Source organism: Anaerotaenia torta (genome assembly GCF_050433395.1).
Classification (GTDB): domain Bacteria; phylum Bacillota; class Clostridia; order Lachnospirales; family Lachnospiraceae; genus Mobilitalea; species Mobilitalea torta.
The window spans coordinates 672,397-696,610 of sequence record NZ_JBNPXH010000001.1; the positions used below are offsets into that span (position 1 = coordinate 672,397).

General features: G+C 45.1%; 22 protein-coding genes. 18 read left to right on the forward strand and 4 right to left on the reverse strand.

What is annotated here, in order from left to right; all coding sequences use genetic code 11:
* The first annotated feature begins 9 nt into the window (after window positions 1-9).
* From HNQ56_RS02935 to HNQ56_RS02980, 10 genes are all read left to right on the forward strand, one after another.
* Window positions 10-1,002 carry an ABC transporter ATP-binding protein gene (locus HNQ56_RS02935; RefSeq protein ID WP_429142626.1) on the forward strand — a complete coding sequence of 331 codons (993 nt, stop codon included), beginning with the start codon at window positions 10-12 and terminating at the stop codon, window positions 1,000-1,002.
* 5 nt (window positions 1,003-1,007) lie between these two features.
* Window positions 1,008-1,805 (forward strand): ABC transporter permease, encoded by a 798-nt coding sequence (locus HNQ56_RS02940; protein WP_429142628.1) that lies wholly within the window; start codon window positions 1,008-1,010, stop codon window positions 1,803-1,805.
* Window positions 1,806-1,807: 2 nt separating this feature from the next.
* Entirely contained in the window at window positions 1,808-2,587 is a 780-nt protein-coding gene (locus HNQ56_RS02945; RefSeq protein ID WP_429142631.1) for an ABC transporter permease, read from the forward strand.
* 110 nt (window positions 2,588-2,697) lie between these two features.
* On the forward strand, window positions 2,698-3,768 hold the full coding sequence (locus tag HNQ56_RS02950) for a LacI family DNA-binding transcriptional regulator (protein WP_429142634.1): 1,071 nt from the start codon (window positions 2,698-2,700) through the stop codon (window positions 3,766-3,768).
* 287 nt (window positions 3,769-4,055) lie between these two features.
* Window positions 4,056-5,015: an ABC transporter permease gene (locus tag HNQ56_RS02955; protein WP_429142637.1), complete on the forward strand. Its 960-nt coding sequence runs from the start codon at window positions 4,056-4,058 to the stop codon at window positions 5,013-5,015.
* 19 nt (window positions 5,016-5,034) lie between these two features.
* Window positions 5,035-5,955: a carbohydrate ABC transporter permease gene (locus HNQ56_RS02960; RefSeq protein WP_429142640.1), complete on the forward strand. Its 921-nt coding sequence runs from the start codon at window positions 5,035-5,037 to the stop codon at window positions 5,953-5,955.
* 93 nt (window positions 5,956-6,048) lie between these two features.
* On the forward strand, window positions 6,049-7,680 hold the full coding sequence (locus HNQ56_RS02965) for a DUF3502 domain-containing protein (RefSeq protein ID WP_429142642.1): 1,632 nt from the start codon (window positions 6,049-6,051) through the stop codon (window positions 7,678-7,680).
* 405 nt (window positions 7,681-8,085) lie between these two features.
* The gene (locus HNQ56_RS02970; RefSeq protein WP_429142645.1) at window positions 8,086-9,831 is read left to right on the forward strand and encodes a glycoside hydrolase family 35 protein; all 1,746 of its coding nucleotides are present in this window, start codon (window positions 8,086-8,088) and stop codon (window positions 9,829-9,831) included.
* Window positions 9,812-9,979, forward strand: a complete 168-nt coding sequence (locus HNQ56_RS02975) for a hypothetical protein (RefSeq protein ID WP_429142648.1) — start codon at window positions 9,812-9,814, stop codon at window positions 9,977-9,979. Before HNQ56_RS02970 ends, HNQ56_RS02975 begins: the two co-directional genes overlap by 20 nt.
* Window positions 9,979-10,698, forward strand: coding sequence for a sulfite exporter TauE/SafE family protein (locus tag HNQ56_RS02980; protein WP_429142651.1), 720 nt, complete (start codon window positions 9,979-9,981; stop codon window positions 10,696-10,698). Before HNQ56_RS02975 ends, HNQ56_RS02980 begins: the two co-directional genes overlap by 1 nt.
* 158 nt (window positions 10,699-10,856) lie before the next feature.
* On the opposite strand, the gene HNQ56_RS02985 is transcribed toward HNQ56_RS02980, so the two are convergent.
* The 3 genes from HNQ56_RS02985 to HNQ56_RS02995 form a co-directional block, all read right to left on the reverse strand.
* A complete protein-coding gene (locus tag HNQ56_RS02985) occupies window positions 10,857-11,108 on the reverse strand; it encodes a hypothetical protein (protein ID WP_429142654.1) in 252 nt (83 codons plus the stop codon).
* Window positions 11,092-12,111: a M56 family metallopeptidase gene (locus HNQ56_RS02990; protein WP_429142656.1), complete on the reverse strand. Its 1,020-nt coding sequence runs from the start codon at window positions 12,109-12,111 to the stop codon at window positions 11,092-11,094. The genes HNQ56_RS02985 and HNQ56_RS02990 overlap by 17 nt, the downstream gene beginning before the upstream one ends.
* 142 nt (window positions 12,112-12,253) lie before the next feature.
* Window positions 12,254-12,670, reverse strand: a complete 417-nt coding sequence (locus HNQ56_RS02995) for a BlaI/MecI/CopY family transcriptional regulator (protein WP_429142658.1) — start codon at window positions 12,668-12,670, stop codon at window positions 12,254-12,256.
* Window positions 12,671-12,985: 315 nt separating this feature from the next.
* Between HNQ56_RS02995 and HNQ56_RS03000 the strand changes: the two genes are divergently transcribed.
* From HNQ56_RS03000 to HNQ56_RS03030, 7 genes are all read left to right on the forward strand, one after another.
* Entirely contained in the window at window positions 12,986-13,690 is a 705-nt protein-coding gene (locus HNQ56_RS03000) for a hypothetical protein (protein ID WP_429142660.1), read from the forward strand.
* Between the two features lie 691 nt (window positions 13,691-14,381).
* The gene (locus HNQ56_RS03005; RefSeq protein ID WP_429142663.1) at window positions 14,382-14,651 is read left to right on the forward strand and encodes a CD3324 family protein; all 270 of its coding nucleotides are present in this window, start codon (window positions 14,382-14,384) and stop codon (window positions 14,649-14,651) included.
* A gap of 309 nt (window positions 14,652-14,960) precedes the next feature.
* Entirely contained in the window at window positions 14,961-15,779 is an 819-nt protein-coding gene (locus tag HNQ56_RS03010) for an undecaprenyl-diphosphate phosphatase (protein WP_429142665.1), read from the forward strand.
* A gap of 254 nt (window positions 15,780-16,033) precedes the next feature.
* Window positions 16,034-17,404, forward strand: coding sequence for an MATE family efflux transporter (locus HNQ56_RS03015; protein WP_429143010.1), 1,371 nt, complete (start codon window positions 16,034-16,036; stop codon window positions 17,402-17,404).
* Between the two features lie 499 nt (window positions 17,405-17,903).
* Window positions 17,904-18,854, forward strand: coding sequence for an ABC transporter permease (locus HNQ56_RS03020; protein ID WP_429142667.1), 951 nt, complete (start codon window positions 17,904-17,906; stop codon window positions 18,852-18,854).
* Between the two features lie 11 nt (window positions 18,855-18,865).
* Window positions 18,866-19,795, forward strand: coding sequence for a carbohydrate ABC transporter permease (locus tag HNQ56_RS03025; protein WP_429142669.1), 930 nt, complete (start codon window positions 18,866-18,868; stop codon window positions 19,793-19,795).
* A 99-nt stretch (window positions 19,796-19,894) separates the two neighbouring features.
* Entirely contained in the window at window positions 19,895-21,631 is a 1,737-nt protein-coding gene (locus HNQ56_RS03030; protein WP_429142671.1) for an extracellular solute-binding protein, read from the forward strand.
* Window positions 21,632-21,756: 125 nt separating this feature from the next.
* On the opposite strand, the gene HNQ56_RS03035 is transcribed toward HNQ56_RS03030, so the two are convergent.
* Window positions 21,757-22,704 carry a cupin domain-containing protein gene (locus HNQ56_RS03035; RefSeq protein ID WP_429142673.1) on the reverse strand — a complete coding sequence of 316 codons (948 nt, stop codon included), beginning with the start codon at window positions 22,702-22,704 and terminating at the stop codon, window positions 21,757-21,759.
* A 435-nt stretch (window positions 22,705-23,139) separates the two neighbouring features.
* On the opposite strand from HNQ56_RS03035, the gene HNQ56_RS03040 reads away from it, so the two are divergent.
* Window positions 23,140-24,189 carry a glycoside hydrolase family 88/105 protein gene (locus tag HNQ56_RS03040; RefSeq protein ID WP_429142675.1) on the forward strand — a complete coding sequence of 350 codons (1,050 nt, stop codon included), beginning with the start codon at window positions 23,140-23,142 and terminating at the stop codon, window positions 24,187-24,189.
* Window positions 24,190-24,214 lie beyond the last annotated feature (25 nt).

Here is a 24,214-nt window from a genome sequence, read left to right on the forward strand (position 1 = left end):
GAGCATATTATGATAGAGGTAACTGACCTGAGCAAGATATATCGCAACAATGTGAAGGACCCCGGTTTGAGGGGGGCCTTCAAAAATCTGTTTCATTCCCAATGGGTAGAGAAGGCGGCCGTTGATCAGGTTTCCTTCCGCGTAAAGGAGGGACAGGCCCTGGCCTGCATCGGGGAAAACGGAGCGGGCAAATCCACCCTGATCAAAATGATGATCGGAATTCTAACCCCCACCAGGGGAGAGATCAAGGTATCTATGGACGGTGATTCCCGCGGAAAGGACCCAAGGCACAGCGGACAGGACTATCTGCGCAGCATTGGAGTGATCTTCGGCCAGAAATCCAACCTGTGGACGGATATTCCTGTCATTGAGAGCTATAATGCCATTCAAACCCTGTATAAGCTGGACAAGGACCGGTTCCGGAGAAATTTTGACATGGTGGTGGAGCTGCTGGAGCTGGCCCCCATCCTGTCCTCCCCGGCAAGGAAGCTGTCCCTGGGACAGCGGATGAAATCAGACATCGGGATGGTATTCCTGCATGACCCGAAGCTCCTGTATCTGGACGAGCCCACCATCGGACTGGACATCAATGTGAAGCATACCATACGCACCTTCCTGCGGCAGATGAACCGGGAGAAGGGCATCAGCATTTTCCTCACCAGCCATGATCTGGACGACATTGATGAGATCTGCGAGGATGCCATTGTGCTTTCCAAAGGCAGGCTGTTCTATGACGGTACCCTGGAGGATCTGAAGCACCGCTATGTCAGAGATAAGATGGTCAAGGTGGTCGGAAGCCTGAAAAGGGACATCCGGCCGCTGCTGCCGGAAGCCAGAATTACGGCGGAGGGCCGAACCACCAAAATCATATACCAAACGGAGCAGTATTCCTCGGAACAGGTATTAAATGCCATCTCCCAGTCCTTTGAAATTGAGGATATCACCATACAGGAGCCGGATATCGATGAAGTGGTCTCCAGAATCTTTTCAAGGGAGGCTTAAGGAACGTGAAAGCATTTTTAAAACTGACGGCAATTTCCATGCAAAGTCATATGTATTACCGGACCAGCTTCATCCTGAATCTCTTTACCCCCTTGGTTCTTCTGGGCGGCCAATATTTGCTGTGGCCCGCCCTGTACGGCCAGCAGGCCGGAGGGGCCATCGGCGGAGTGGCAAGGGAAGAGATGTACGCCTATATCCTGATCGCCTTTGGATTAAACAATCTGTTGGGCTGGTCCACCGAGAATGTCCTGGCCAGGGAGATCCGAAGCGGCTCCGTGGTGTCCCGGTGTATCCGCCCGGTATCCTTCCTGGTGCAGGCCGTCTCGGAGATGGCGGGGGCCATCCTGCTGCAAAGCCTGGTCAACCTGATTATCGTGACGGCGGGTTTCCTATGCTTCGGAAAATACATGGCCGCGCCCAGACTGGGTTCGGTGCTGCTATTCATCCCGTGCTTCATTCTGTCGGTGCTGCTCCGGATCATGCTGGTGGAGGTATTCAGCCTTTTATGCTTTTTCTCCACGGGCCATCTGGGAATCACCTGGACCCGAATCGCGCTGTATGAATTCTTCTCCGGCGCCATGCTGCCGGTGGCCATGTTCCCGGTCTGGCTCAAGAACTTCACCTATATGACGCCCTTCCCCTACATGCTGCAGATTCCGGTGGGATTGCTGCTGGGGCAGGAGCTGCCGGTCAGCCTTCCCATGATCTACCTGGGCCAGCTGGCGTGGCTGGCGGCCTTTATCCTTCTTCACAGCCTGATCTACAGCCGTGTGCGGAAGAATCTGATGATTGCAGGAGGTTGACCATGCTGAGAATATTTTTCAAGCTAAAAGAACAGTACATCAAAACGGAGATGGAATACACCTTCAATTTCTGGATGATGCTGATATCGGGCATCGTGACACGCCTCCTGACCATGGCCATCCCCTTTGTAATCTACAAAAACCTCCCCAACATTGCGGGCTGGCAGGAGAAGGAGGTTTATCTGATCATGTCCTTCCTCTTCATTGCGGAGGGGCTTAACAGCGTCCTCTTCGAGGGCATCTGGCAGATGCCGGCCATGGTCTTCGGCGGCAAGTTCGATACCATCCTTTCCCGCCCGGTCTCCCCCTTCTTCCAGGTGCTTTCCTTCGGAATGGGCCTGCAGGGCATCGGCGTATTCCTATTCGGCATCATCAGCCTGAATATCCTCTTGAAGTCCTTGGGCAGGTTTACCTTTGTCACGCTTCTTCTGTGTCTCTTATTCATCGTCTGCGGCACAGTAATCCTAATGTCGGTCTACCTGATCAGCAACAGCCTGATCTTCTGGTTCGATTCGGGCGGAAGAACCAGCATCCCCTTCACCATCAACAGCCTGGGGCAATACGCCCGCTACCCCGTCACCATTTATCCCAAAGGCGTGCGTCTGGTCCTTCTCTTTATAATCCCATACGCCTTCATCGGCAGTATACCGGCTTACATACTGCGGGGAGAGCATGCAATCTCCTACAGCCTTGCCCTCGTCGGAATGAGCGCCTTATTCCTGCTCATAGCCCGCCATGTATTTTACCGGGGTATCAAAAGGTATGAGAGCATGGGAATGTAACTTCTTTCTTCTTGACATTTCCCCGCATCCCTTATAAAATGAAATCATATCAAGAAATCGGTTTCAAGCACAATTATAACGTTACATACAGAAGGCAGGGGAATAGTAACATGGAAGGATTAAAACCAAACGACAGCAAGCTTATCACAATATATGATATTGCCAGGGAAGCAGGGGTATCACCTTCCACTGTCTCCAGAGTATTGACCAGCAACGCCAACGTAAGGCAGGAGAAAAAAGAGCGAATCCTGGAGCTGATTGACAAATACAATTTCAAACCCAATGCCCTGGCGAGAGGACTTGCCGACACCAGAAGCAAGGTCATCGGTATCATCGCGGCGGATATCAGAAACCCCTATTACGCGGAAGTGTTCGTAGCCTGTGAGATGGCCGCCAGAAAGTGCGGCTATACCGTACTGCTGTGCAATTCCCTGGGCAAGATAGAGCAGGAGGAGCAGCAGCTGGAGAAGCTGGAGGAACAGCGGGTAGATGCCATTATCCAACTGGGGGGCAGAGTGGACGATCTGGTTTCCTGCGTGGAATATGTGGAGCGGGTGAACCGCCTGATGAATAAGATACCTGTGGTCATCACCGGAAAGCTGGACGGCACCCGGTGCTATCAGGTGAAGATTGATGCCATGAAGACCATGGAGCTTCTGATGGAGTATCTGATCTCTTTGAAACATACGCAGATCGCCCTGATCGGCGGGCGTATGGATGTGGCCTCCACCTATGAGAAGTTCCAGCGGTACAAGCAGATTCTCAGCAAATACAGTATCCCCTTCTGTCCCGAACTGATATCGGAGGACAGCGGATATGTTTATGAGTCAGGATATAACGGTATGAATAAAATGTTTGACAAGGGTGTGGTTCCGACTGCGGTAATTGCAATCAACGATTTTTCGGCAGCAGGAGTAATTCGCAGCATTGCAGAGCATGGATACCGGATTCCCCAGGATATTAGCGTGGTTACCTATGACAATACCTATATTACCGATCTGATCATGCCCAGGCTTACCAGCATCGACTATAATTATAAAGAGTTCGGAAGAAAGCTGATTGAGACGGCTGTTGCGGCTGTGGAAGGACGGGAACAGCCTCTGGTGCAGCTGATACTGCCGACTCTGGCAATACGGGAGACCAGCGGTCCGCCCAGGGAGACAGGGCGGCTTGAAGAGTAATAGGAAGATGATCAGAATCGTAAATAAAAATGACACCGAATTCATGAAAATATGATAAATTTAGAAAAAGGAGACAGGAGGATTGCAGAGCCTGTCTCTTTTTTTTACAGTCAATAGTAATAGTGCATAATAAAAAAAGAAAAATATATAAAAAAGATATAAATTAGAAACCGATTGCAAAAAACTACTTGACCAATAAAGAATAAAATGATAATATATACACATGAAACCGATTTCAAAATGTGCAAAACAACAAATGCAAGAAATAGAGCATGGAGAGTGATTAAATGGGAAAATCAAAAGGAATAACCAAGATTAACAAAAGCGTGAAAGAGATGAGCTTTTGGAAAAAGGTATACCATTACAGAGTGCTTCTGCTGATGTGTACACCGGCAGTGCTGTTTTTCTTTGCATTCAGCTACATGCCCCTGCCCGGTATCTACGTGGCCTTTGTAAAATACAACTTCAGGAACGGCATCTTTGGAAGCAAGTTCGTGGGTCTGGATAATTTCAAGTTCCTGTACACCTCCGGTAAGCTGTTTAATCTTACCAGGAATACGGTTCTTTACAATCTGGCCTTTGTTATTCTCGGCAATCTGCTGGCGATATTCGTGGCGATCCTTCTGAACGAGCTTCGCAGCAGATGGTTTAAGAAGATCAGTCAGACCATGATGTTTCTTCCCTACTTTATCTCGCAGGTTCTGGTGGGTATTCTTGTTTATAATTTATTGAATTATGATTATGGTTTTGTCAACAGCATGCTTGTCAAGATGGGCCTGGAACGGTGGGGACCGTACTCGGATGCCAGTGTATGGCCGGTGCTTCTGGTTGTTATCTACCTATGGCAGGTAACCGGATATAACTCGGTAGTGTATTTTGCAGCGATTATGGGTATTGACATGGAGATTGTGGAAGCGGCGAGAGTGGATGGTGCCAATGGGTTCCAGAAGATCCGCTATATCATTCTCCCCGGACTGAAGCCGACGCTGGTCATTCTGCTGCTCTTTGCCATGGGAGGAATTGTAAAGGGTAACTTCGGATTGTTCTACAATATAATCGGAACCAATTCCCTGCTGTTTCCGACGACAGATATCATCGAGACTTATGTATACCGGGCAACCTTAACGGATTTTAACTTCTCCACTGCATCAGCAGTTGGCCTCTACCAGTCCCTGATCGGATTTCTGATGGTAGTAACCTGTAACATGATCGTGAAGAAGATTGAACCGGATTATTCATTATTCTAAGGAGAGGAGGCACAAGAGCATGGTGAAAAAGGAAAATTATATCCGGCAGGGTACCAAGGTTAGGCTGGGTACCTCGGATAAGATAATAAGAAGCTTTGGTTATGCGGTAGTAAGCTTGTATGCGTTGGCATGTGTTGTTCCGTTTCTCATTGTTATCGCCACCTCATTTACAGAGGAAGTAATCATTCGGGCTGAGGGAGTTCAGCTGTTTCCTAAGGACTTCACCCTGAAGGCGTATGAGCTGGTGTTGGCTGGGGGCACGATTTGGAAAGCCTATGCCTTGACCATCCTTATGACTGCCTTCGGAACCTTTCTCGGACTCGGCATTATATCTATGACAGGTTATGCGCTGCAGAGAAGGGACTTTCCCTTCCGCAATGTGATTTCCTTTTATATTTATTTTACAAGCCTGTTTTCGGCGGGATTGGCACCTTACTATCTGCTGATGACACAGACCTATAAGCTGAAGGACAGTTACTTCGCAGTATTTTTACCGCTGCTGATGACACCCTGGCTGATTATCCTGATGAAGAACTTTGTCAAGGTAATCCCCCATGAAATAACGGAGTCCGGCAAGATTGACGGTGCGGGCGATATGAAGATTTTCACTGCTTTGATTTTGCCCATGCTGAAGCCGGCTCTGGCTACCATCGGCCTGTTTCTTGCCCTGGGTTATTGGAACGAATGGTACCAGTCCTCTCTTTTCCTCAGTCCAAAGGTAGATGTGAGGCCGCTGCAGTACACGCTGTATGAGATAGTGAATAAAGTTCAAAGTCTGAAGAACTCCGTGGCAGGACAGTATGTTACCGTTTCGGATCTTCCGGCGGAGAGCCTGAAGATGGCCAATGCGGTTTTGGCCACGGGACCGGTGGTTCTTTTCTATCCCTTCGTTCAGAAATATTTTATCGGCGGAATTACCATAGGAGCCGTCAAGGGATAAGTGCGATACGAGGCCGCACATGAAACGGATTGTAACTCCGTTTATACGGAGACAATAATATATTCATCATTCATTAAAATGGGAGGTACATTTATGAAAAAAAGATGGTTGGCATTACTTTTGGCAGTAACTATGATTGTTGGCCTGACTGCGTGCGGCAAGACAAATAAGCCGTCCACAGACGATGGGAAGAACAATCCGACTTCCGGTGCTCAGACCGGCGGAGATACCAAGACAGACGGAGACACCAGCGGAGGGGATACCGCAGGAATTGACACCTCGGAGCATGTTGTGATTAACTACATGACCACCGGTGATCCCAAGGATAACGGCGCTACAGAGGCAATGCTGGAAGAGCTGAACAAGATTCTGACGGAAAAGGTAAACGCGGAGCTGCAGATATATTACATCGGCTGGACCGATTACCTGGCTAATTACAATCTGACTCTGGCACAGATGGACGGCTCGGTTGACTTAATCGGTACCGCTTCCGACTGGCTGGACGCCTGGCCCAATGCAAAGAACGGTGCGTTCCTGGAATTATCCGAGGATATGTTAAAGACCTATGCTCCCAAGACATGGGAAAGCGTAAGTCCGGAGCACTGGGAATTATGCAAATACAACGGAGAGATTTATCTGATGCCGGAAGACAATTATGCACAGTGGGTTAACCACGGTTATGCATACCGCCTTGACTGGGCAAAGCAGGCAGGTCTTGCCAACGGCGTTCACAGCTGGGAGGATTTAACTACCTATTTTGAGTGGGTGAAGAAAAACATTACCGATATCAACATTCCCTGGGATTCTGACGGCACCCATCACAGCCAGATGGTAGGCGGATGGATTACTTCCCATACCGACTGGGTAACCATCGACGGTCTGAGTGCAGGAGCTCTCTGGGGCGGCATGAAGGATGATCTGTACACCATTGTTTCTCCTTATTATACGGATGCAGCTCTGCTGGTAGAGTATGCTAAGATGATGAAGAAATGGGATGAGATCGGCGTTTGGAAGACGGACGTATTAAACAATACCGGCGTTGACAACAGAGAAGATTTCAAGATTGGCAAGGTTGCGGCAGAACAGCACCATACCCAGACCTGGACCGATCTGGTAAGTAAGACACCTCTTGAGGTAGAGGGCGCAGAGGTTGGCTTCTTCTATTTTGGTGAAGAGACCAATAATGTAGTAGCTTTATCCATTACCCATGGTGCCATGGCTGTATCCGCGGCAAGCAAGAATCCGGAGAGAGCGCTCATGGTATATGATCTGCTCAGAAATGATCCCGACTGCTACAAGCTGCTCAACTATGGACAGAAGGGTGTTCAGTGGGATATCAACGCAGACGGACTCCGTATCGAGGCACCCGGCTATGACCGTGCCACACAGGAGATCGTAACCAACTACTGGTGGGGAAGAAATGATGACCTGGAGATCAGGGATGCCACCAGGGACTGGAACGCAATTGATGCTTTATATGCAAAGTATGACAGCATTAAGATCGACTATCCTTACGGACAGTTCGTTCCCGATGTAGACAATATCCAGTCCATGATCAGCAATATCAGCGAGGTTCACACCAATTATATGAAGCAGATCTCCTACGGCAAATATAAGGGAACCGCAGAAGAAATCGTTGCTGAGTATCAGAAGGCATTAAAGAATGCGGGATTTGAAGAGGTTACCGCAGAACTGCAGAGACAGTTTGACGCATTATATAAATAATTACACCGGTATACTTTGCCGGAAAGGTATGAATTGCTTGTAAGGCATATCTGTGCCGAAGCGAAGCGTAGTGCGCACCCTGGCATGCAGTGCCATATTATGGACGCTTGCGGACATGGTATCGTGTTGCCATAGCGCAGCATTGTAAGTATGGAACAGAGTGCTGATACTTTTGAAAAGAGAGTTTCAGCACTCTGTTTATTGCAGTTCAATTGTTACGGTTGAATGACGTTTCACAATAACGGTTCAGCGGATAAAACGATTGATTTTATGCCTGAGAAATGGTACTGTGGACTATTGAAGGCATCCGTTCCTGCTTGATGAATGAAGTAAGAAGATTAGATCACGATAGGAATCTTTTTACTTGATTGATTAAAAACCGCTTGATGAAAAGGAGTATAGAACATGGGGAGATTTGAGATAAGTGATAAATTTTATTTGGATGATAAACCAATCAAGGTAATATCGGGTGCCATCCATTATTTTCGTACCGTGCCTGAATACTGGACGGACCGGATGAGGAAGCTGAAGGCACTGGGAGCTAATATGGTGGAGACTTACATTCCCTGGAATGCCCATGAACCGAAGAAGGGGGAGTTTCATTTTGAAGGTATGCTGGATGTGATCCGATTTATCCGGACAGCACAGGAGCTGGGATTGTATGTGATCATCCGGCCGTCGCCTTATATCTGCGCGGAGTGGGAGTTTGGCGGACTTCCGGCATGGCTGCTGGCAGAGGAGGGCATGAGGCTTCGGGTGAATTATGCTCCCTTTCTGAAGCATGTGGAGGATTATTATAAGGTATTGCTTCCGATGCTGGCCCCTTATCAGATTGACCATGGCGGCCCGATTCTTATGATGCAGATTGAAAATGAATATGGTTATTATGCCAATGATGCTTCCTATATGGAGGCAATCAAGAAAATGATGAGGAATAACGGGATTACTGTCCCCTTGATTACCTCGGACGGCCCCTTCCATGACAGCATGAGAGGCGGAAGTATGGAGGGCATCCTTCCTACCGGAAACTTTGGCTCACGTACTGCAGAGCGCTTTGAACTGATGAAGCAATATACCGGCGAAGGGCCTCTGATGTGCGCCGAGTTCTGGGTGGGCTGGTTCGATCATTGGGGCAACGGCGGGCATATGACAGGGAACCTGGAGCAGAGCGTGAAGGATTTGGATAAAATGCTGGAGCTGGGACATGTGAATATCTATATGTTCCATGGCGGAACTAATTTCGGCTTTATGAACGGCTCCAATTATTACGACGAACTGACCCCGGATGTAACCTCCTATGATTATGACGCGATGCTTACGGAGGATGGCCGGATCACGGAGAAATATAGAAGATACAGGGAAGTGATCGCAAAATATACGGAGCTTCCGAAGGTGGAGCTTCTTCCTGAGATTGAACGTAAGGCCTATGGTGAGATCCTGATTCAAGATAAGGTGAGCTTATTTTCCGTACTGGAGGATATCTCCGTCGCGGCAGAAAGTCCCTATACCCAGTGTATGGAGCAGCTGGGGCAGAGCTATGGATATATCCTGTACCGCTCCCCGCTGAATACAGAAGAGAACATAGAGAAAATTCGCCTTTGGGAAGCCAACGACAGAGCGAATCTGTTTATTGATCAAAAGCCGGTACTCACCCTGTACGACAGGGAGCTGCTGGAAGAGCATGAAGTGGATCTGCAATTTGAGAGAGGGGCTTCCCTTGATATTCTGGTGGAGAATATGGGGCGTGTCAATTTTGGTCCCAGGATGCAGCAGCAGAGGAAGGGAATCAACCACTGTGTGCAGATCAACGGCCATATGCACAACGGCTGGAAGCAGTATCCTCTGCCTCTGGATAATATAGAAAAAGTGGACTTTGGCAAGGAATATAAGGAGAATACCCCGGCATTCTACCGCGGGGTCTTCCGTGCGGAGGAGACAGGGGATACCTTCCTGGATTTCGAAGGCTGGGGGAAGGGCTGCATCTTTGTGAATGGCTTCAACATCGGCCGCTTTTGGGAGATCGGACCCCAGAAACGTTTATATATTCCCGCCCCTCTTTTAAAGCAGGGGGAGAATGAAATCATTATATTCGAGACGGAGGGAAAAGTATGCGACCGCTTTACCTTACGCGATGAGCCGGATATCGGCTAGAATGACCGATGGAAGAAGCCGGAGAACGGAAGGAACCGAAGAATTGAAGAACGATAGAAGAAGAGATAGAAGAAGTGACAGAAGAAGAGGCAGGAGAAACAGCAGCAGAGACGTCTGCTGCATAGCGGAAGACGGGGGACGGAAATAATGGAGCTATGGACGGGCTTTGCAGTTATCTGCGCCTATGTGATCAAAGGATTGTGCGGCTTTGCCAATACCCTGGTGCTGAGTACAATGCTAAGCTTTGGGACCAGTAATATCAACATTACCCCCGTTGAGCTGCTGGTGGGTTATCCCTCGAATATTATTGTTTCTTGGAAGGAAAGGAAATCGTTAAACTGGAAGATATGGCTTCCCCTTGTAATTCTTGTGATTGCAGGGAGTATTCCGGGAGCCGTTATCTTGAAGTCCGGCAATGTAACGGTGATTAAGATAATATTTGGCTTTGTGGTAGCGGGGATCGGGCTGGAGCTGTTTCTCCGGGAGAGGCAGAACAGGAGGAAGAAATATTCCTCCGCTGTCATGCTGTCCATTGGTCTGCTATCAGGGCTGCTCTGCGGTCTATTCGGTATTGGAGCCCTGCTTGCCGCATATATGGGGCAGAAGACGGAGAGTAGTAAAGAGTTCCGAGGAAATCTGTGCATCGTTTTCCTGGCGGAGAATACCTTCCGTATCATCCTGTATAGTGTTACCGGAATACTGACAGCGCAGATGTACAAACGCGCGTTGCTGCTGATACCCCTTATGATTCTGGGATTACTGGCTGGAATAGGGCTGTCCAAGGTGCTGGATGAGAAGAAAATTAAGACGGGAGTAATCATACTGTTGATTTTATCCGGTCTCTCTCTGATCATTACTAATTTTTAAGGATACCGATCTGTAAAAATGTATGGGTGTACCAGGAACTCTATTATGATATAGAAAAAAGATATGTCCTACTGCCGACGGGTTTAATCAAGAAGGCAGCAGGACTTTTTATATACATTGAAGATCATGAAAACAATCTGGCAATCAAATGCTTTGCTTTAAGGGCAAAGGATCCATTCTCCGATCCATTCCTGCGTAGAATAATTATACAGACGCTTGTATATATTACCATTTTCCGATTTGTATCTCCAGTCAATGATATCGGAGTAAGGTGTTACACTAACAGTAGATTCGATTGATGCAAGGCTTCCATTCAGTGCACTTGTAGCGAGCGCATTGGTTGGCTGTAGGCTTGTGTAAATACATAATGTGATGATGAGGGGTGAAAACTTCTTACCTATTTTTTTCATTTATTGGTACCTCCTGGATATTTTGATATATGGGTAAATCTATAAATGAGTCAATATCATGAATGGTACCAAAATATTCATCGTTTAGATAAACATCATAGCCGCCATTCGAATTAAGAACTAAATATGAATTTTTGCTGGTTAAGTCAAATGTATCAGCTGCATCTTCGGGATTAATTGCATATGGTTCAAAAATAAAAAAACAAGAAAAAAACACCAATAATAATGTGGGTATGACAAATAAAAGAACACTTCTTATTCTTGACTTTATCTTTAACTCATAATTATTCAAAACCATATAAAACCTTTGTGCAAGGATGGAGTTCTGTTCACTGCTGAATGTCATTGCCAATTCATCTACTTGACACACACAATTCTTTGCTATCTTCAGGAGACATTCCAGATATTCAATTCGGCTACTTTCATCCATTGTCTTGGTTACGATAAGATCCACTTGCATTTCAAGCGTCTTGTCCATCTGCTTTTTCAAAAGATAAACAAGCGGATTCCACCAATAGAGGACATAAAGGAATTGGCAAATGGCTTTATTCCATAAGTGACCATGAAAGTAATGGGCAATTTCATGGCTTAATATATAATACCATTCCCTTTCCGTAAGATATATGCCAGGCACAACAATACATGGATTGTAAAATCCAAATATTATTGGGGTGGTTATTTTATCTGTCTGGATAATTCGAAGGGATACGAATTTGTTGTATTTTTTAAGGATGTTATGTAAAATATTGTTGATCGATTGGTCCTCTAAAACAGGGAAATTAAGAATCATTTTTTTAAAATGCCAGTAAGAGTAAACTGCTTTACACAAATTAAATAATACACCGATACCCCATACAGAATATAAAATATAAAGAAGACTAATCTGATAATTCTGGAATATAGTAATTGGTTTTTTAACAAATTGAGTGATCTCTGGAAGTATATGCCTTGACAATATATTGGTGGAAAATGAAAATTCAAAAGGAAGAAGTAATCGTAACATAATTATAATGATGCAGAAAAATATGGTACTAACTCCAACCAATCTAATTTGATGGCTACTCCTTAAAAAAAATAAGATAAAAAATATTAGTAAACTGCTAAAAAAGAAATTTGATAATAAAGCAGTGAATGAAAAGATCAACCTAATTCCTCCTATCTTTTAACTGCTTCTTTCGCTCTTGTAGCATTTCTTCCAGTTGTTCTATAATAACCTCTTCATTTTTCTCATATTCAAGCAGTGTAGCAACGATGCTAGGTGTGGAAATGCTTTTATCTAAATCTTTGATTTGCTTTACAATCCCTTGCATTGAGAAGTCATGAAAACTTATGGTGGGTCGATAACTGCGTGAAAGAACTGTCCTACTATAAACGATTTCTGCAACCTCAATAAGTTTTTTACATAATAATTTCCTTAAGACAGCCTGTATTGTGTTAAGGCTTATGGAGTTGTCCAGTTTGTGTATATCAGAAGCTACCAATGGCTTACCAGCCGACCATAGGATGTTCAAGATATCAATTTCTCTTTCGGTTAATTTGAATTCGTTATTTTGTTTGGACATACAAGGCCTCCATTATTTAGTATATGCCAACATGATACACCATGTGAATTACTGTGTCAATTATAATTATGATTTTTGCGATAAGATATTATGATTTATAATAAAAAAGTAAATAATATATAAACATATTATTGACAAAATCATACATTATATGTTTTGATAATATTGTATTTAAAATAATGTATTAATAATTTAATAACGATTATTGAAAGAAATAAAGGAGATGGTTCTATGATTGTATAAAAGATTATATGGTATTCGAAGAAATATAAGGTCTGTTTCCTAATGATTGATTAACAAGGAGGGAATTTATTGATGAAAATCGTGAAGAAGTTATTAGCATTTTTGGTTGCAGTGGTATTGATATTTACTATTCCTGGGACCGCCATGGCAGCTACTACAGGTGAGTCTTTGCCAATCACCATGGGTAAGTCTTCCTTAGCAGTTTATAGTTACGAAGAGCTTGCTACTTTTCCTAAGGATAAGGCGTACACATATGAAGAGATTTTGGCAGACATGCAAAGAAGTGGCTCATCGCAAGAAGAGATCAGTAACTTCGTGGCATCTCACACGGAAAATCAGGCAAAGGTTGCATCTACCGTAGAAATACGCTATGGTCAGTTTAGAATGGACACATATACAGTCGTCCATACGACGATGTTGGGATTGGTTTTGCATGTACATACCTTCCAACCTATGTTTGTGGTTGGATTAGAATACATAAATAACTCATATTCTCCAAACAGGATAGTATCTTTAGAAAATGCTCACATATACACAGGAGATGGGGACCCATGTATATTTGGTGGCTCAATTTTTTACAGACTGGAGGCGGGTAATAGGTTTTACTACAATGTTTATGGAGATACTTATGAAACTGGAACAACCACCTACTCGGCAGGGCTCAAGGTAGGGCTGGGAGAGGGTTCAACTGCTACGTTTGGAGTAACTTATTCTAACAATTATATTGCTAATATTGATTTTGATGGTCGCTATATATCAGCAGGGTTATCAGAATAAGTGAAATATCTATGAATGGTATGTCAAGAGCACATAGGAGAGTTTCACGCACTTGACATACCATTTTATTATTTAGGGGTGAATTGAATAAAGATTTTTGAAAAGGGGGTACGATTGTGACTACTACGGTAACGACATATAATAGTGCTATGGAGTTAGTCTTAATCTTAGGTCAATGTACTGTATATCTTTACCCTGGAGTTATAACATATAGTATTCATAGTTTTTTTACCGTACGGGATGCTAATAGGTATAAAATATCAATAGTAAAATGTATCGTAATTAGTTTCTTATATTTGCAATTCTATATTAGAATATTTAAACAACAACCAATCAATTTTTCTTTGTCACAGCATATCATCTTGGTAATCACATCTATTGTTCTACCGATAGGATGGTGTTGTCTTCGAAAAATGAAATGGGTTGAATATATTAGAAAAAGTATTGGTGAACCAGAGGATACTAAAAACACTGGAGAATAAGTGTTGCTAAAGTTTGAGATTTATTCGGTGCATTTTTTATCATTATCCGGCAAAATAAATAATACCAATCACGGTAAGATTGTGGTATACTATAAGCGCGGTCAGGATATCGAGCTCCTGATTAGCTATCATATTTTAAGGAGGTGGGCTTGACATGAAAAGCTTAAACATCGGTAAGAATTGTATTAGCTTCATGGAGGGATCATTATTTGAATTACAAAAAAGGTGCGGATGTATTGCCGGCCCGCCTGTTAAAAGAGATTCAGGAATATGTGGAGGGAAGTCTGGTTTATATTCCGAAGAAGAGCGGTAAAGCAGGCTGGGGCTGTGTCAGTGGTGCCAGAGAAGCCATTGACAGAAGAAACAGGAAAATCATGAATTTATTTGACCAGGGTGAAACGATAGAGGCCCTGGCAGACCGGTTCCATCTGGGTGAGGATGCGATTAAGAAGATCGTGTATGGGAAAAAACTGATATAAGTGTTTTCTGCCTATTCATTTACGACGGATTATGGGATAATACAAGTGACCGGTCAATTTCAATAGAAAGGGGATGGTTATTTTGATCAAAAGCATAGAGGTGTTTAAACTTTAATTTTTATTAAAGTTTACTCTGTGGGAGGCGTCGCAAGACGCCTCCTTTTGAATTATCCGGAATTATTTAAGCAGTATTTTGAAGATAAGGAACAGGTTCTGCCGTTAAATATTGATGGTGAACAGAAGAGAAAGCTGTTATAATATTAGTGACTGCATGAAAAAAATCAAGGAAAGGCATGGGAGACGAAGAATATGTTAATCGAGTTGTTAAAGGTAATTGTGCTGGGAATTATTGAAGGGGTTACGGAATGGCTGCCAATCAGCAGTACCGGGCATATGATTTTGGCGGAGGAGCTGATCGAGCTGAAGCAGTCCGATCAATTCATGGAAATGTTTCGTGTGGTGATTCAGCTTGGGGCGATTATGGCGGTAGTACTGCTGTATTTTCGTAAACTGAATCCTTTTGCTCTGAGTAAATCGAAGGAAGAGAAGGCATTTACCTGGGAGATCTGGTTCAAGGTCCTGGTGGGATGCATCCCTGCGGGTGTTCTTGGAGTGCTGTTTGATGACTGGTTTGACGAGCATTTTTATAATTACCCCACGGTGGCGGTTACCTTGATTGTATACGGTATTCTCTTTATTGTTATCGAGAACCGCAATAAAGGGAAGGAGCCTCGGATACGGAAGTTTAATGAGCTGACCTACCGCACGGCGCTGCTCATCGGCATCTTCCAGATATTGTCCATCATTCCGGGAACCTCCCGCTCCGGCTCAACCATCCTTGGAGCAATCCTCCTGGGAACCTCGCGGCTCGTAGCGGCGGAATATTCCTTCTTCTTATCTATTCCGGTTATGTTCGGAGCGAGTTTTCTAAAGATCGTGAAATTCGGCTTTCACTTTACGGGGCAGGAGCTGGCGGTTCTGGCCGTCGGTATGCTGACGGCATTTATCGTATCCGTACTGGCGATTCGATTCCTTATGGGCTTTATTAAGAACAATGATTTCAAGGCCTTCGGCTGGTACCGGATTGCATTGGGGGCTGTTGTACTGGCTTACTTCCTGCTTACATAGCAAAAGGAGGCGGATACGGGTCGTTTCTACGCTGTGACAGGCATATACTGCGGCATTTTACGGGAGGAATCGCAAAGGAATTGATGGCAATCCTCCGGTGAAATGCCGCAGTATTTTTATACCGGAATTTGAAATGAATGGACGATGAATTCTCTCTTGCTTTTTTGTGCAGGCAGGGCTACAATAATGGAATTACGGATATCGTTTTGAGTCGTGATATTAATAGAATCAACAGAAAAGAGGAATTAGGAATTATGGCGCACAATCGAGAAGGCGGCAACAGTATTACGGAAGGAGTGATCTGGAAGCAGTTAATGATCTTTTTCTTTCCGTTGCTGTTTGGCACCTTTTTTCAGCAGCTTTATAACACGGCAGATGCGGTTGTAGTAGGAAGATTTGTAGGAAAGGAAGCCCTGTCCGCAGTCGGCGGGACAACGGGTACCATAATCAATGTATATGTGGGTTTTTTTATTGGTATTTCCGCCGGTGCAACCGTTACTATATCTCAATATTATGGGGGACGGTATCGGGAAGAAGTAAGCAAAGCGGTACATACAGCGATAGCAATGGCTATTGCAGGGGGGATTCTTATCATGGTGCTGGGGCTTCTCAGCGCTCCCGCAACGCTGCGTCTTATGGGCACTCCGGAAGAGATCATTCCCCAGTCACTTGTCTACCTGCGAATCTATTTTGCCGGTATGGTGGCCAATCTGGTCTATAATGTGGGAGCCGGTATACTGAGGGCAATCGGTGATTCCAGGAGGCCGTTGTATTTTTTAATGGTCAGCTGCGTAGTTAATATTGTATTGGATTTGATCTTTGTTCTTGCGTTTCATTGGGATGTAATGGGAGTGGCGCTGGCAACGGTTGTCTCCCAGATTTGCAGCGCGGTCCTGGTGTGTGTTGTTTTGATGCGGACGCAGGAATGCTATCAGCTGCGCCTGAAGGAAATCCGTTTCCATAAGGAAATGCTGCAGAAGATTATCCGGATCGGTCTTCCGGCTGCGTTTCAGTCCCTGATGTACTCTTCTTCCAATGTGGTTGTTCAGACGAATATGAACCGCTTCGGCACGGATACCCTTGCGGCCTGGACTGCCTACAGCAAGATTGACGGTATATTCTGGATGACCATGAATGCCTTTGGCATTTCTATCACTACCTTCGCGGGGCAGAATTACGGAGCGGGCAAATATGACCGTGTACGGAGAGGAACCCAGGTCTGCCTTAGAATTGCACTGTCTGCGGCGGTTGGTCTAAGCGTGGTAATCTATTTTGGAGGGCCGTATATTTACCGGCTGTTTGCGACAGATGTCCGGGTGCTGGAGATAGGAATGGAGATCCTTCGTTTTATGGTTCCTACCTTCTGGACCTATGTATTCATTGAAATATTCTCCGGTTCCCTGAGGGGGATGGGGAATTCCTTCGTTCCGATGCTCCTCACCAGCCTTGGAGTATGTGCCCTGCGTGTATTATGGCTGCTGGTTGTAGTGCCCTTCTGGCCGGATGTGAAGACGGTGGTCTTCAGCTATCCGCTGACCTGGGCTGTGACCTCGTTTCTCTTTATCTTATATTACCGGTATTATACGAAGAGACGGCTGCCTGGCATGCCGGAGAAGATAGGGTGATGGCAGGTATTGGATTGGAAGTGCTGTGAAATAAATTAACCGAAAAGCATTACGCAAAATGCGCTTTGAGACAGGTTGTTTCAAGGCGTTTTTTTTGTGGTGTTCCGCCCTTTATTTCATTAAGATATAAAGTATTTAGATAATTAATATAGGATTTAATTTCAACTATGATTATTTCTTTTGTTTAATTCTGGTTTTGGAAGAATTGTATTAAAAACTGAAATTATATTGTGTGAATCATATAAAACTAACAACAAATCAGAGCAAAAATCCCTTGTGTTAAACAATAATTTTTAGAATAAAGTTGAAAATGAATAGTTTTGTGCATGATTTGAATAGAAATGATAACGATAACTGTATAGAATTATAGCATAACCGATGGGTATTTTGTGAGTATTGTACATTAAGGGAAAGTGTTTATAAGATAAATTTAACTGAAACCAATCGCAATACATGAAATCCATAGAGGCTGAACATAATAATTCAGAGGAGGCTAAAGATGGGAAAGAGTAAAACGGCCGTATCCAAGGCTGGAAATAAAATTAGCTGGAAGAGCAGTCTGAAGAGAGATTGGCAATTATACCTTCTGCTGCTGGTGCCGGTGGCGTTGGTAATCATTTTTAATTATGCGGCCTATCCCGGTTTGCGAATGGTATTTATGGACTATAAGCCGGCGAAGGGATATGCGGGCAGTGAATGGGTGGGAATGCAGATCTTTCAAAAGATCTTCAAGGACGCGGATTTTATCCGTGCTCTCCGTAATTCCATTGTATTCAATATACTGGATCTGGCAGTTAGCTTCCCGGTACCGATTATTCTGGCACTGATTTTGAATGAATTAAGATTTCCGAGATTTAAGAAGGTGACGCAGACGGTTCTATATCTGCCCCACTTCCTATCCTGGGTTATTATTGGAAATGTTGCGTATACCATGTTTAAGCCATCCACTGGTCTGGTAAATATTGTGTTGACCAACATGGGATGGGTTGAAAAGGGAGTACCCTTCCTTACAGAGAAATACCATTGGGCGGCAACTTATCTGCTGGTCGGTGTCTGGGCCGGAATGGGCTGGGGTACTATTATCTATCTGGCGGCGATTGCCGGTGTAAGCGGGGAATTATATGAGGCAGCCATGATTGACGGTGCCAACCGCTGGAAGAGAATGTGGCATATTACTCTGCCGGGTATCCGGGGAACCGTGGTAACACTGTTAATTATGAATCTGGGCCGTCTCATGGGAAGCAATTTTGAGCGTCTCGATGTATTTGGCAATACCCAGGTTAAGGAGTTCCAATACCAGCTGGCTATTTATATCTTTGAAAAGGGTCTTGGCGGAGGAAAGTTCAGTATGTCGACAGCAGTGGGACTGTTCCAGTCTGTAGTGGGCTTGATATTGGTACTGTTGGCAGACAGGATCGCCAAGAAGCTTGGTGAAGATGGATTAATTTAGGAGGAGATAAGATGGCTAAGAATAGAATAAGATCCGTTCGCAAGGAGGATGGCGTATCCGACGGAAGCAGGGCGATCTCCAGTTTTAAAATCAGCGATGCAATTATGATGCTCATATTAGTTGTCCTGAGCGCTACCTGTATCCTTCCTTTTATTCACATGCTTGCAAAGTCCATATCCAGCAATAATGCGGTGTTGGCAAAGCAGGTTTATCTCTGGCCGAAGGGAGTTAACCTGGATGCTTATATTTCTCTTTTTAAGGATGGTTCTCTGGTGTATTCCTTTGTATATAGTGCAGGAGTAACCCTGGTCTTCACCCTTCTCGGAATGATTGCCTGTATTTGTGCGGCATATCCCTTGTCTAAGAAGAGATTGAGAGGCAGAGGATTATTTACCTTCCTGCTGATGTTTCCTATGTATTTTAGTGCGGGATTGATTCCGGCCTACCTGCTGATCACCAATCTGAAGCTGTATGATACGGCATGGGTGCTGATTCTGCCGCTGATTTATTCACCCTACAATATGCTGATTATGAAAACATATTTTCAGGCCAGCATACCGGACAGCCTGGAGGAATCGGCATTTCTGGACGGAGCTACCAACTTTCAGATACTGGGGAGAATTGTGCTGCCCTTGTCCAAACCAATTCTGGCAACCTTGTCACTCTTCTATGCGGTCGGACGGTGGAATAGTTACGCGGATAATAAATTCTATATCAAAACAGACTCACTGAAGATGATTCAGTACAGGCTGTATCAGATGGTTGCCTCTGCTTCGGAAGCGCAGTCCATAAGCTTGTCGGAGGCGGCAGCCGTAACCAGTACGCCGGAGGTGCTGCAGGCCGCGGCAGTAATGTTTGTAACGATTCCGATTATATGTATCTATCCCTTCTTACAGAAGTACTTTGTAAAGGGTGTTATGATTGGAGCGGTGAAGGGCTAGAAAACTGCAGTTGTTATTCAGATATGAATATTGTATCCGGTGTTCTTGCCGGCATACAGATTTATATATAAATTTTCATTAAAAAGAGGAGGAATAAACGTGAAAAAGTTTAAGAAAGTAATTGCTTTATTATGTGCAGCAGCTATGCTTACAGGCGCTTTGTCCGGCTGTGGTAAAAAAGATCCGGCAGAGGATAAGACTCCCGATAAACCTACTACGGCCCCTACGGCGGCAGCGGGTGACAATGATTCTGAGGATACCGGTGATGATACTCCCGCCGCAGTGCCGGGTGTGGAGGGCTATGTTCCGTTTGCAGAGAAGGTTTCTTTAAGAATACCGATTTATGACAGAGGAGTGGAAGGTGTCCCCACTGTCAATGATAACTACTGGACCAAATGGGTGCAGGAAAACTTCGGCGATAAGTATAATATTACAGTTGAATATGTGCCGATTACCCGTACTGATGTTATGACAGATTATGCTCTTTTGGCTTCCGCAGGAAAGCTTCCCACGCTCCTGATGGAATACGACTATCCCAAGGTATCCCAGTGGGCTTCCGAAGGATATTTAAGAACCTTTAACATGGACGATTTTGCAGCAGTAGCTCCCGATTATTATAACAGAATGGTAGAGGAGAATCAGCTCCTGTATTCTACCATGAACGGCGAGACCTATTTTGCACTGGCGCAGAGACCTTATTATAACACCAATTACACCTACCAGACCTTTGTGCGTATGGACTGGTTAAAGAAAGTAGGCTATGATCATGTTCCGCTTACCCGTGCAGAGCTTGTAGATGCCATGACTAAGATCCAGCAGGCCGGCTTAGCGAAGCATCCTTTGGGCAAAGCTCTGATTACCGGTGTAGGCTCCGATCAAAACTATGGATACAGAACCTTCCCTATGGATGAGGCATGGTGGGCTTCTATGGGTGATGTTAATATTCCTATGCTGGGCCAGGAAGCGAACAAAAAGCTGCTCAAGGTAGAGAATGAAGATTATAACTTAGGCTTTACCAACCCGGAATACTATATCACCGATGCTGAGACAGAAAAAGCAAACTTTGTGAATGGGACCGCTTATCGATATGGTGGATATATTTCTGCTAATATGGATTGGTTGAATTCTTTCTATGCTAATAATCCTGATGCTGAGCTTGCAATCCAGCCGATGGGTGTCGTGGATGAGGAAGCTGGAACTGTTCCGGCATACCGTACCAACAATCCCTTTGGTATGATCGTTGGTTTCTCTTCCAAGGCAACAGAGGATGAGATTAAGGCGGCATGGATGTACATGGAATGGATGACTCAGGAAGAAAATCTTTTTGTAATGCAGTGGGGACTTGAGGGCGAGCATTATAACGTAGATGCTGCCAGCGGACTTCCTGTGTCTGTAGGAGAATATACCGGAGATAAGAAGCAGGGCTTTAATAACAACAAGGATTACTGGTGTGTAACCATTGAGGCAAGAAATGCAGGTACCATTGAAGATATCATTGCAGCGGCTTCTCCTAAGGGTTTGCCTCAGGATTTCACACAGGATATTATAGATGTTTATTATGCGCAGAAGGAGCTGTTTGAACAGGGCTACGGTTGTCTGGATGTAATCTTTGGTGTTCCGATTGCTGCTGAGGTAGAGTATGCCGGAACCTTACAGGAGAGATATAAGGAATACCGTGATAAGCTGACCATGTGCAAGCCGGAAGAATTCGACGCATTGTATGAGCAGTATGCTAAGGAATACGAGGATGCCGGCTACAAGGAAGTCATGGAAGAAAGACTGGCTGCATACCAGGCTGGAAACAGCACCAAGTTACCTGACTACCAGAAGAAATAATATAATAAATAGAACCGTTGAAAATTAACTTAAAACGGCTTGTAAAGGATGAAAGGGGCGGACAGAATATACTGTCCGCCCCTTTCCAACTTGAAAAATGTAATGTGTAAGAGGGCCTAAGCAGGTCAGATCCAACCGGTGAACTCCAGAATGGAGGCCTTTGGCGAATTGGAATCCGATAACAGGGTCTGCTTCCTCCATACACTGGGAGGCATCTGCATCAGCTTGATGAAGCTCCGGTTAAAACTGGAGATGGAATGGAAGCCCACCTTCTCGGATATGGTAAGGATGGAATCCTCCGTGCTTCGCAGCAGCCAGCAGGCGGCGTCAATCCGGGTGCTGTTGAGGAAGTCCAGAGGGGCCGCACCCATGATCTCATGGAAGGTCCGGCGGAAATGGCTGACGCTCAGATGGCACAGATCAGCCAGATCGTCGATGGTAATGGGCTGCATATAATTATTCTGGATATGCTCCAAGGCATTGATGATCATCAGGACGTTCTCGGAATCGTGCTGCAGCTCCTTGTTGCCTTTGCCCTGGATTACCTCGTCGGAATGGATCCGCAGCAGTTCAACGTAGAGGGACAGGGCCAGTCCCCGGACGCTGGCCTGATAGCTGGGCTTTTGGCTTTTCAGCTCCTCCACCATAGCAGAGGCGAGAAAATATACTTTGGGATATTCCTCCCGATTCATGATCAGGTGATAGTTGCGGATGCTGGCCATGGGCTTGTCAAAGCTGGCTCCCGGGTGGAACATATTCCGGAAGAGCTCCTCCGGATCAAAGAAGACATAAGACCACAAGCTTTCCGTACCGGGAGAACTATAAGTGGTATGGGGCAGATGCTTGGGCACACAGGTGACATCACCTGCTTTAAAGGGAATCGGAATATCTTCAAAATCCATGATTCCGCTGTCGGTATGGCAAATGCCGATTTCGAGGCAGTTGTGGAAATGAAGCCGCCCGCTTTTCTTATCCGAAATTCTCCAGCGCTCTCCGCTGAGTAGCACAACAGGAAAGTGAAGCGGAAGGTTATAATGGCGGTATTCGATAATGGGTCTTTTACGTCGGGACACAGTATACTCCTTTCTGAAGACTTTCTATGGTTAAAATTATTACATTATGAACAAAATCCGTGTTCATGATCTTTGGCTTTGATCGCATGATCACTATGCCTTTATTATACTAAATATTATACACTAATTTCAACCATGATAAATATGGATTATTGTTATGTCTTATGTAATATATGTATAATTGCACAAAAATCGATGAATTAAAATATGGAAAATACAGCAAAAGTAAGAATGAGATAAATTAAAGGCGTTAATAATGATTGTATTTGCATAGTTTTATGATAGTATTGATTAGATTTTGTGGAGGAACTCGGCTACAATTTTAATATACGCAGTGGTAGAATAATGCTATGAACGGCAAGCGGCAAGAGGTAATAGCCTGACAGGTGTTTTGCTGCTTCAATTATAAAAATTAAATTAAGAGAGGTGTTATGCATGCTGAAATTAAATTATGACGAAGCAGAGCTTCTGAAGATGATTGACCGTGTTACCAATAAAACCATGACCATGGATCTGACCTGGGACTGGCCCTGCGGCGTGGCCTACTATGGAGTGTCACGTGCATATGAAATATCGGGAAAAGAAGAATATCTGAACATGCTGGTGGCCTGGACGGATGAATATATCGAGCTGGGACTGCCTGACCTTACAGTGAATACCTGCGCCATGGGACATGTGCTGCTGACCCTGTATGAGGCAACCGGAAATGAAAAGTATTGGGAGATCATTTTAAAGAAGGTGGATTATCTGCGCAATCATGCCCTGCGCTTCGGTGACGGGGTGCTCCAGCACACCGTATCCAAGGGGAACGATTTCCCTGAGCAGGCCTGGGCGGATACGCTGTTCATGGCGGCCTTCTTCCTGCTTCGGGTGGGCGGCAAGCTGCAGGATCAGGAGCTGATCCAGGATGCACTGAACCAGTATTACTGGCATATTAAATACTTGCAGGATCCCGCAACCGGTTTGTGGTACCATGGCTATAATAATATCCATCGGGATCATATGTCCGGCTTCCACTGGGGACGCGCCAATGCCTGGGCTGCCTATACCATGTCCAAGGTGAAGGGACAGTTGAAGGCGTGGTATCTGTATCCCCAGTGTATGGACGTGGAATGCTCCCTGCGGGACCAGCTGGCGGCACTCAAGCTGCTTCAGACGGACAATGGATTATGGAGAACCGTTCTGGATGATGAGGAATCTTATGAGGAAGTATCCGCATCCTGCGGTATTGCAGCTGCCATGGTCAATAATAATAATCCCCTCCATTCCAAATATGTTCAGAAGGCGCTGAAGGGCGTTCTGGAAAACATCAGCGAAGACGGAAGAGTTCTCAATGTGTCCGGCGGAACTGCGGTCATGAAGGACCGTGACGGTTACCGTCAGGTTCCGAAGGACTGGATACAGGGCTGGGGACAGGGACTGGCATTGGCATTTTTTGCAGATTTGATTGACAACCGCAGGAAGCACCCGGACGGCCCGAAATAATTACAGATGGAATAGTTTGGCATAA

Coding starts and splice junctions, on each gene's coding strand:
- HNQ56_RS02935 (WP_429142626.1), top strand. CDS start 10: ATGATAGAGGTAACTGACCTGAGCAAGATATATCGCAACAATGTGAAG.
- HNQ56_RS02945 (WP_429142631.1), top strand. CDS start 1,808: ATGCTGAGAATATTTTTCAAGCTAAAAGAACAGTACATCAAAACGGAG.
- HNQ56_RS02950 (WP_429142634.1), top strand. CDS start 2,698: ATGGAAGGATTAAAACCAAACGACAGCAAGCTTATCACAATATATGAT.
- HNQ56_RS02955 (WP_429142637.1), top strand. CDS start 4,056: ATGGGAAAATCAAAAGGAATAACCAAGATTAACAAAAGCGTGAAAGAG.
- HNQ56_RS02960 (WP_429142640.1), top strand. CDS start 5,035: ATGGTGAAAAAGGAAAATTATATCCGGCAGGGTACCAAGGTTAGGCTG.
- HNQ56_RS02965 (WP_429142642.1), top strand. CDS start 6,049: ATGAAAAAAAGATGGTTGGCATTACTTTTGGCAGTAACTATGATTGTT.
- HNQ56_RS02970 (WP_429142645.1), top strand. CDS start 8,086: ATGGGGAGATTTGAGATAAGTGATAAATTTTATTTGGATGATAAACCA.
- HNQ56_RS02975 (WP_429142648.1), top strand. CDS start 9,812: ATGAGCCGGATATCGGCTAGAATGACCGATGGAAGAAGCCGGAGAACG.
- HNQ56_RS02980 (WP_429142651.1), top strand. CDS start 9,979: ATGGAGCTATGGACGGGCTTTGCAGTTATCTGCGCCTATGTGATCAAA.
- HNQ56_RS02985 (WP_429142654.1), bottom strand. CDS start 11,108: ATGAAAAAAATAGGTAAGAAGTTTTCACCCCTCATCATCACATTATGT.
- HNQ56_RS02990 (WP_429142656.1), bottom strand. CDS start 12,111: ATGTTACGATTACTTCTTCCTTTTGAATTTTCATTTTCCACCAATATA.
- HNQ56_RS02995 (WP_429142658.1), bottom strand. CDS start 12,670: ATGTCCAAACAAAATAACGAATTCAAATTAACCGAAAGAGAAATTGAT.
- HNQ56_RS03000 (WP_429142660.1), top strand. CDS start 12,986: ATGAAAATCGTGAAGAAGTTATTAGCATTTTTGGTTGCAGTGGTATTG.
- HNQ56_RS03010 (WP_429142665.1), top strand. CDS start 14,961: ATGTTAATCGAGTTGTTAAAGGTAATTGTGCTGGGAATTATTGAAGGG.
- HNQ56_RS03015 (WP_429143010.1), top strand. CDS start 16,034: ATGGCGCACAATCGAGAAGGCGGCAACAGTATTACGGAAGGAGTGATC.
- HNQ56_RS03020 (WP_429142667.1), top strand. CDS start 17,904: ATGGGAAAGAGTAAAACGGCCGTATCCAAGGCTGGAAATAAAATTAGC.
- HNQ56_RS03025 (WP_429142669.1), top strand. CDS start 18,866: ATGGCTAAGAATAGAATAAGATCCGTTCGCAAGGAGGATGGCGTATCC.
- HNQ56_RS03040 (WP_429142675.1), top strand. CDS start 23,140: ATGCTGAAATTAAATTATGACGAAGCAGAGCTTCTGAAGATGATTGAC.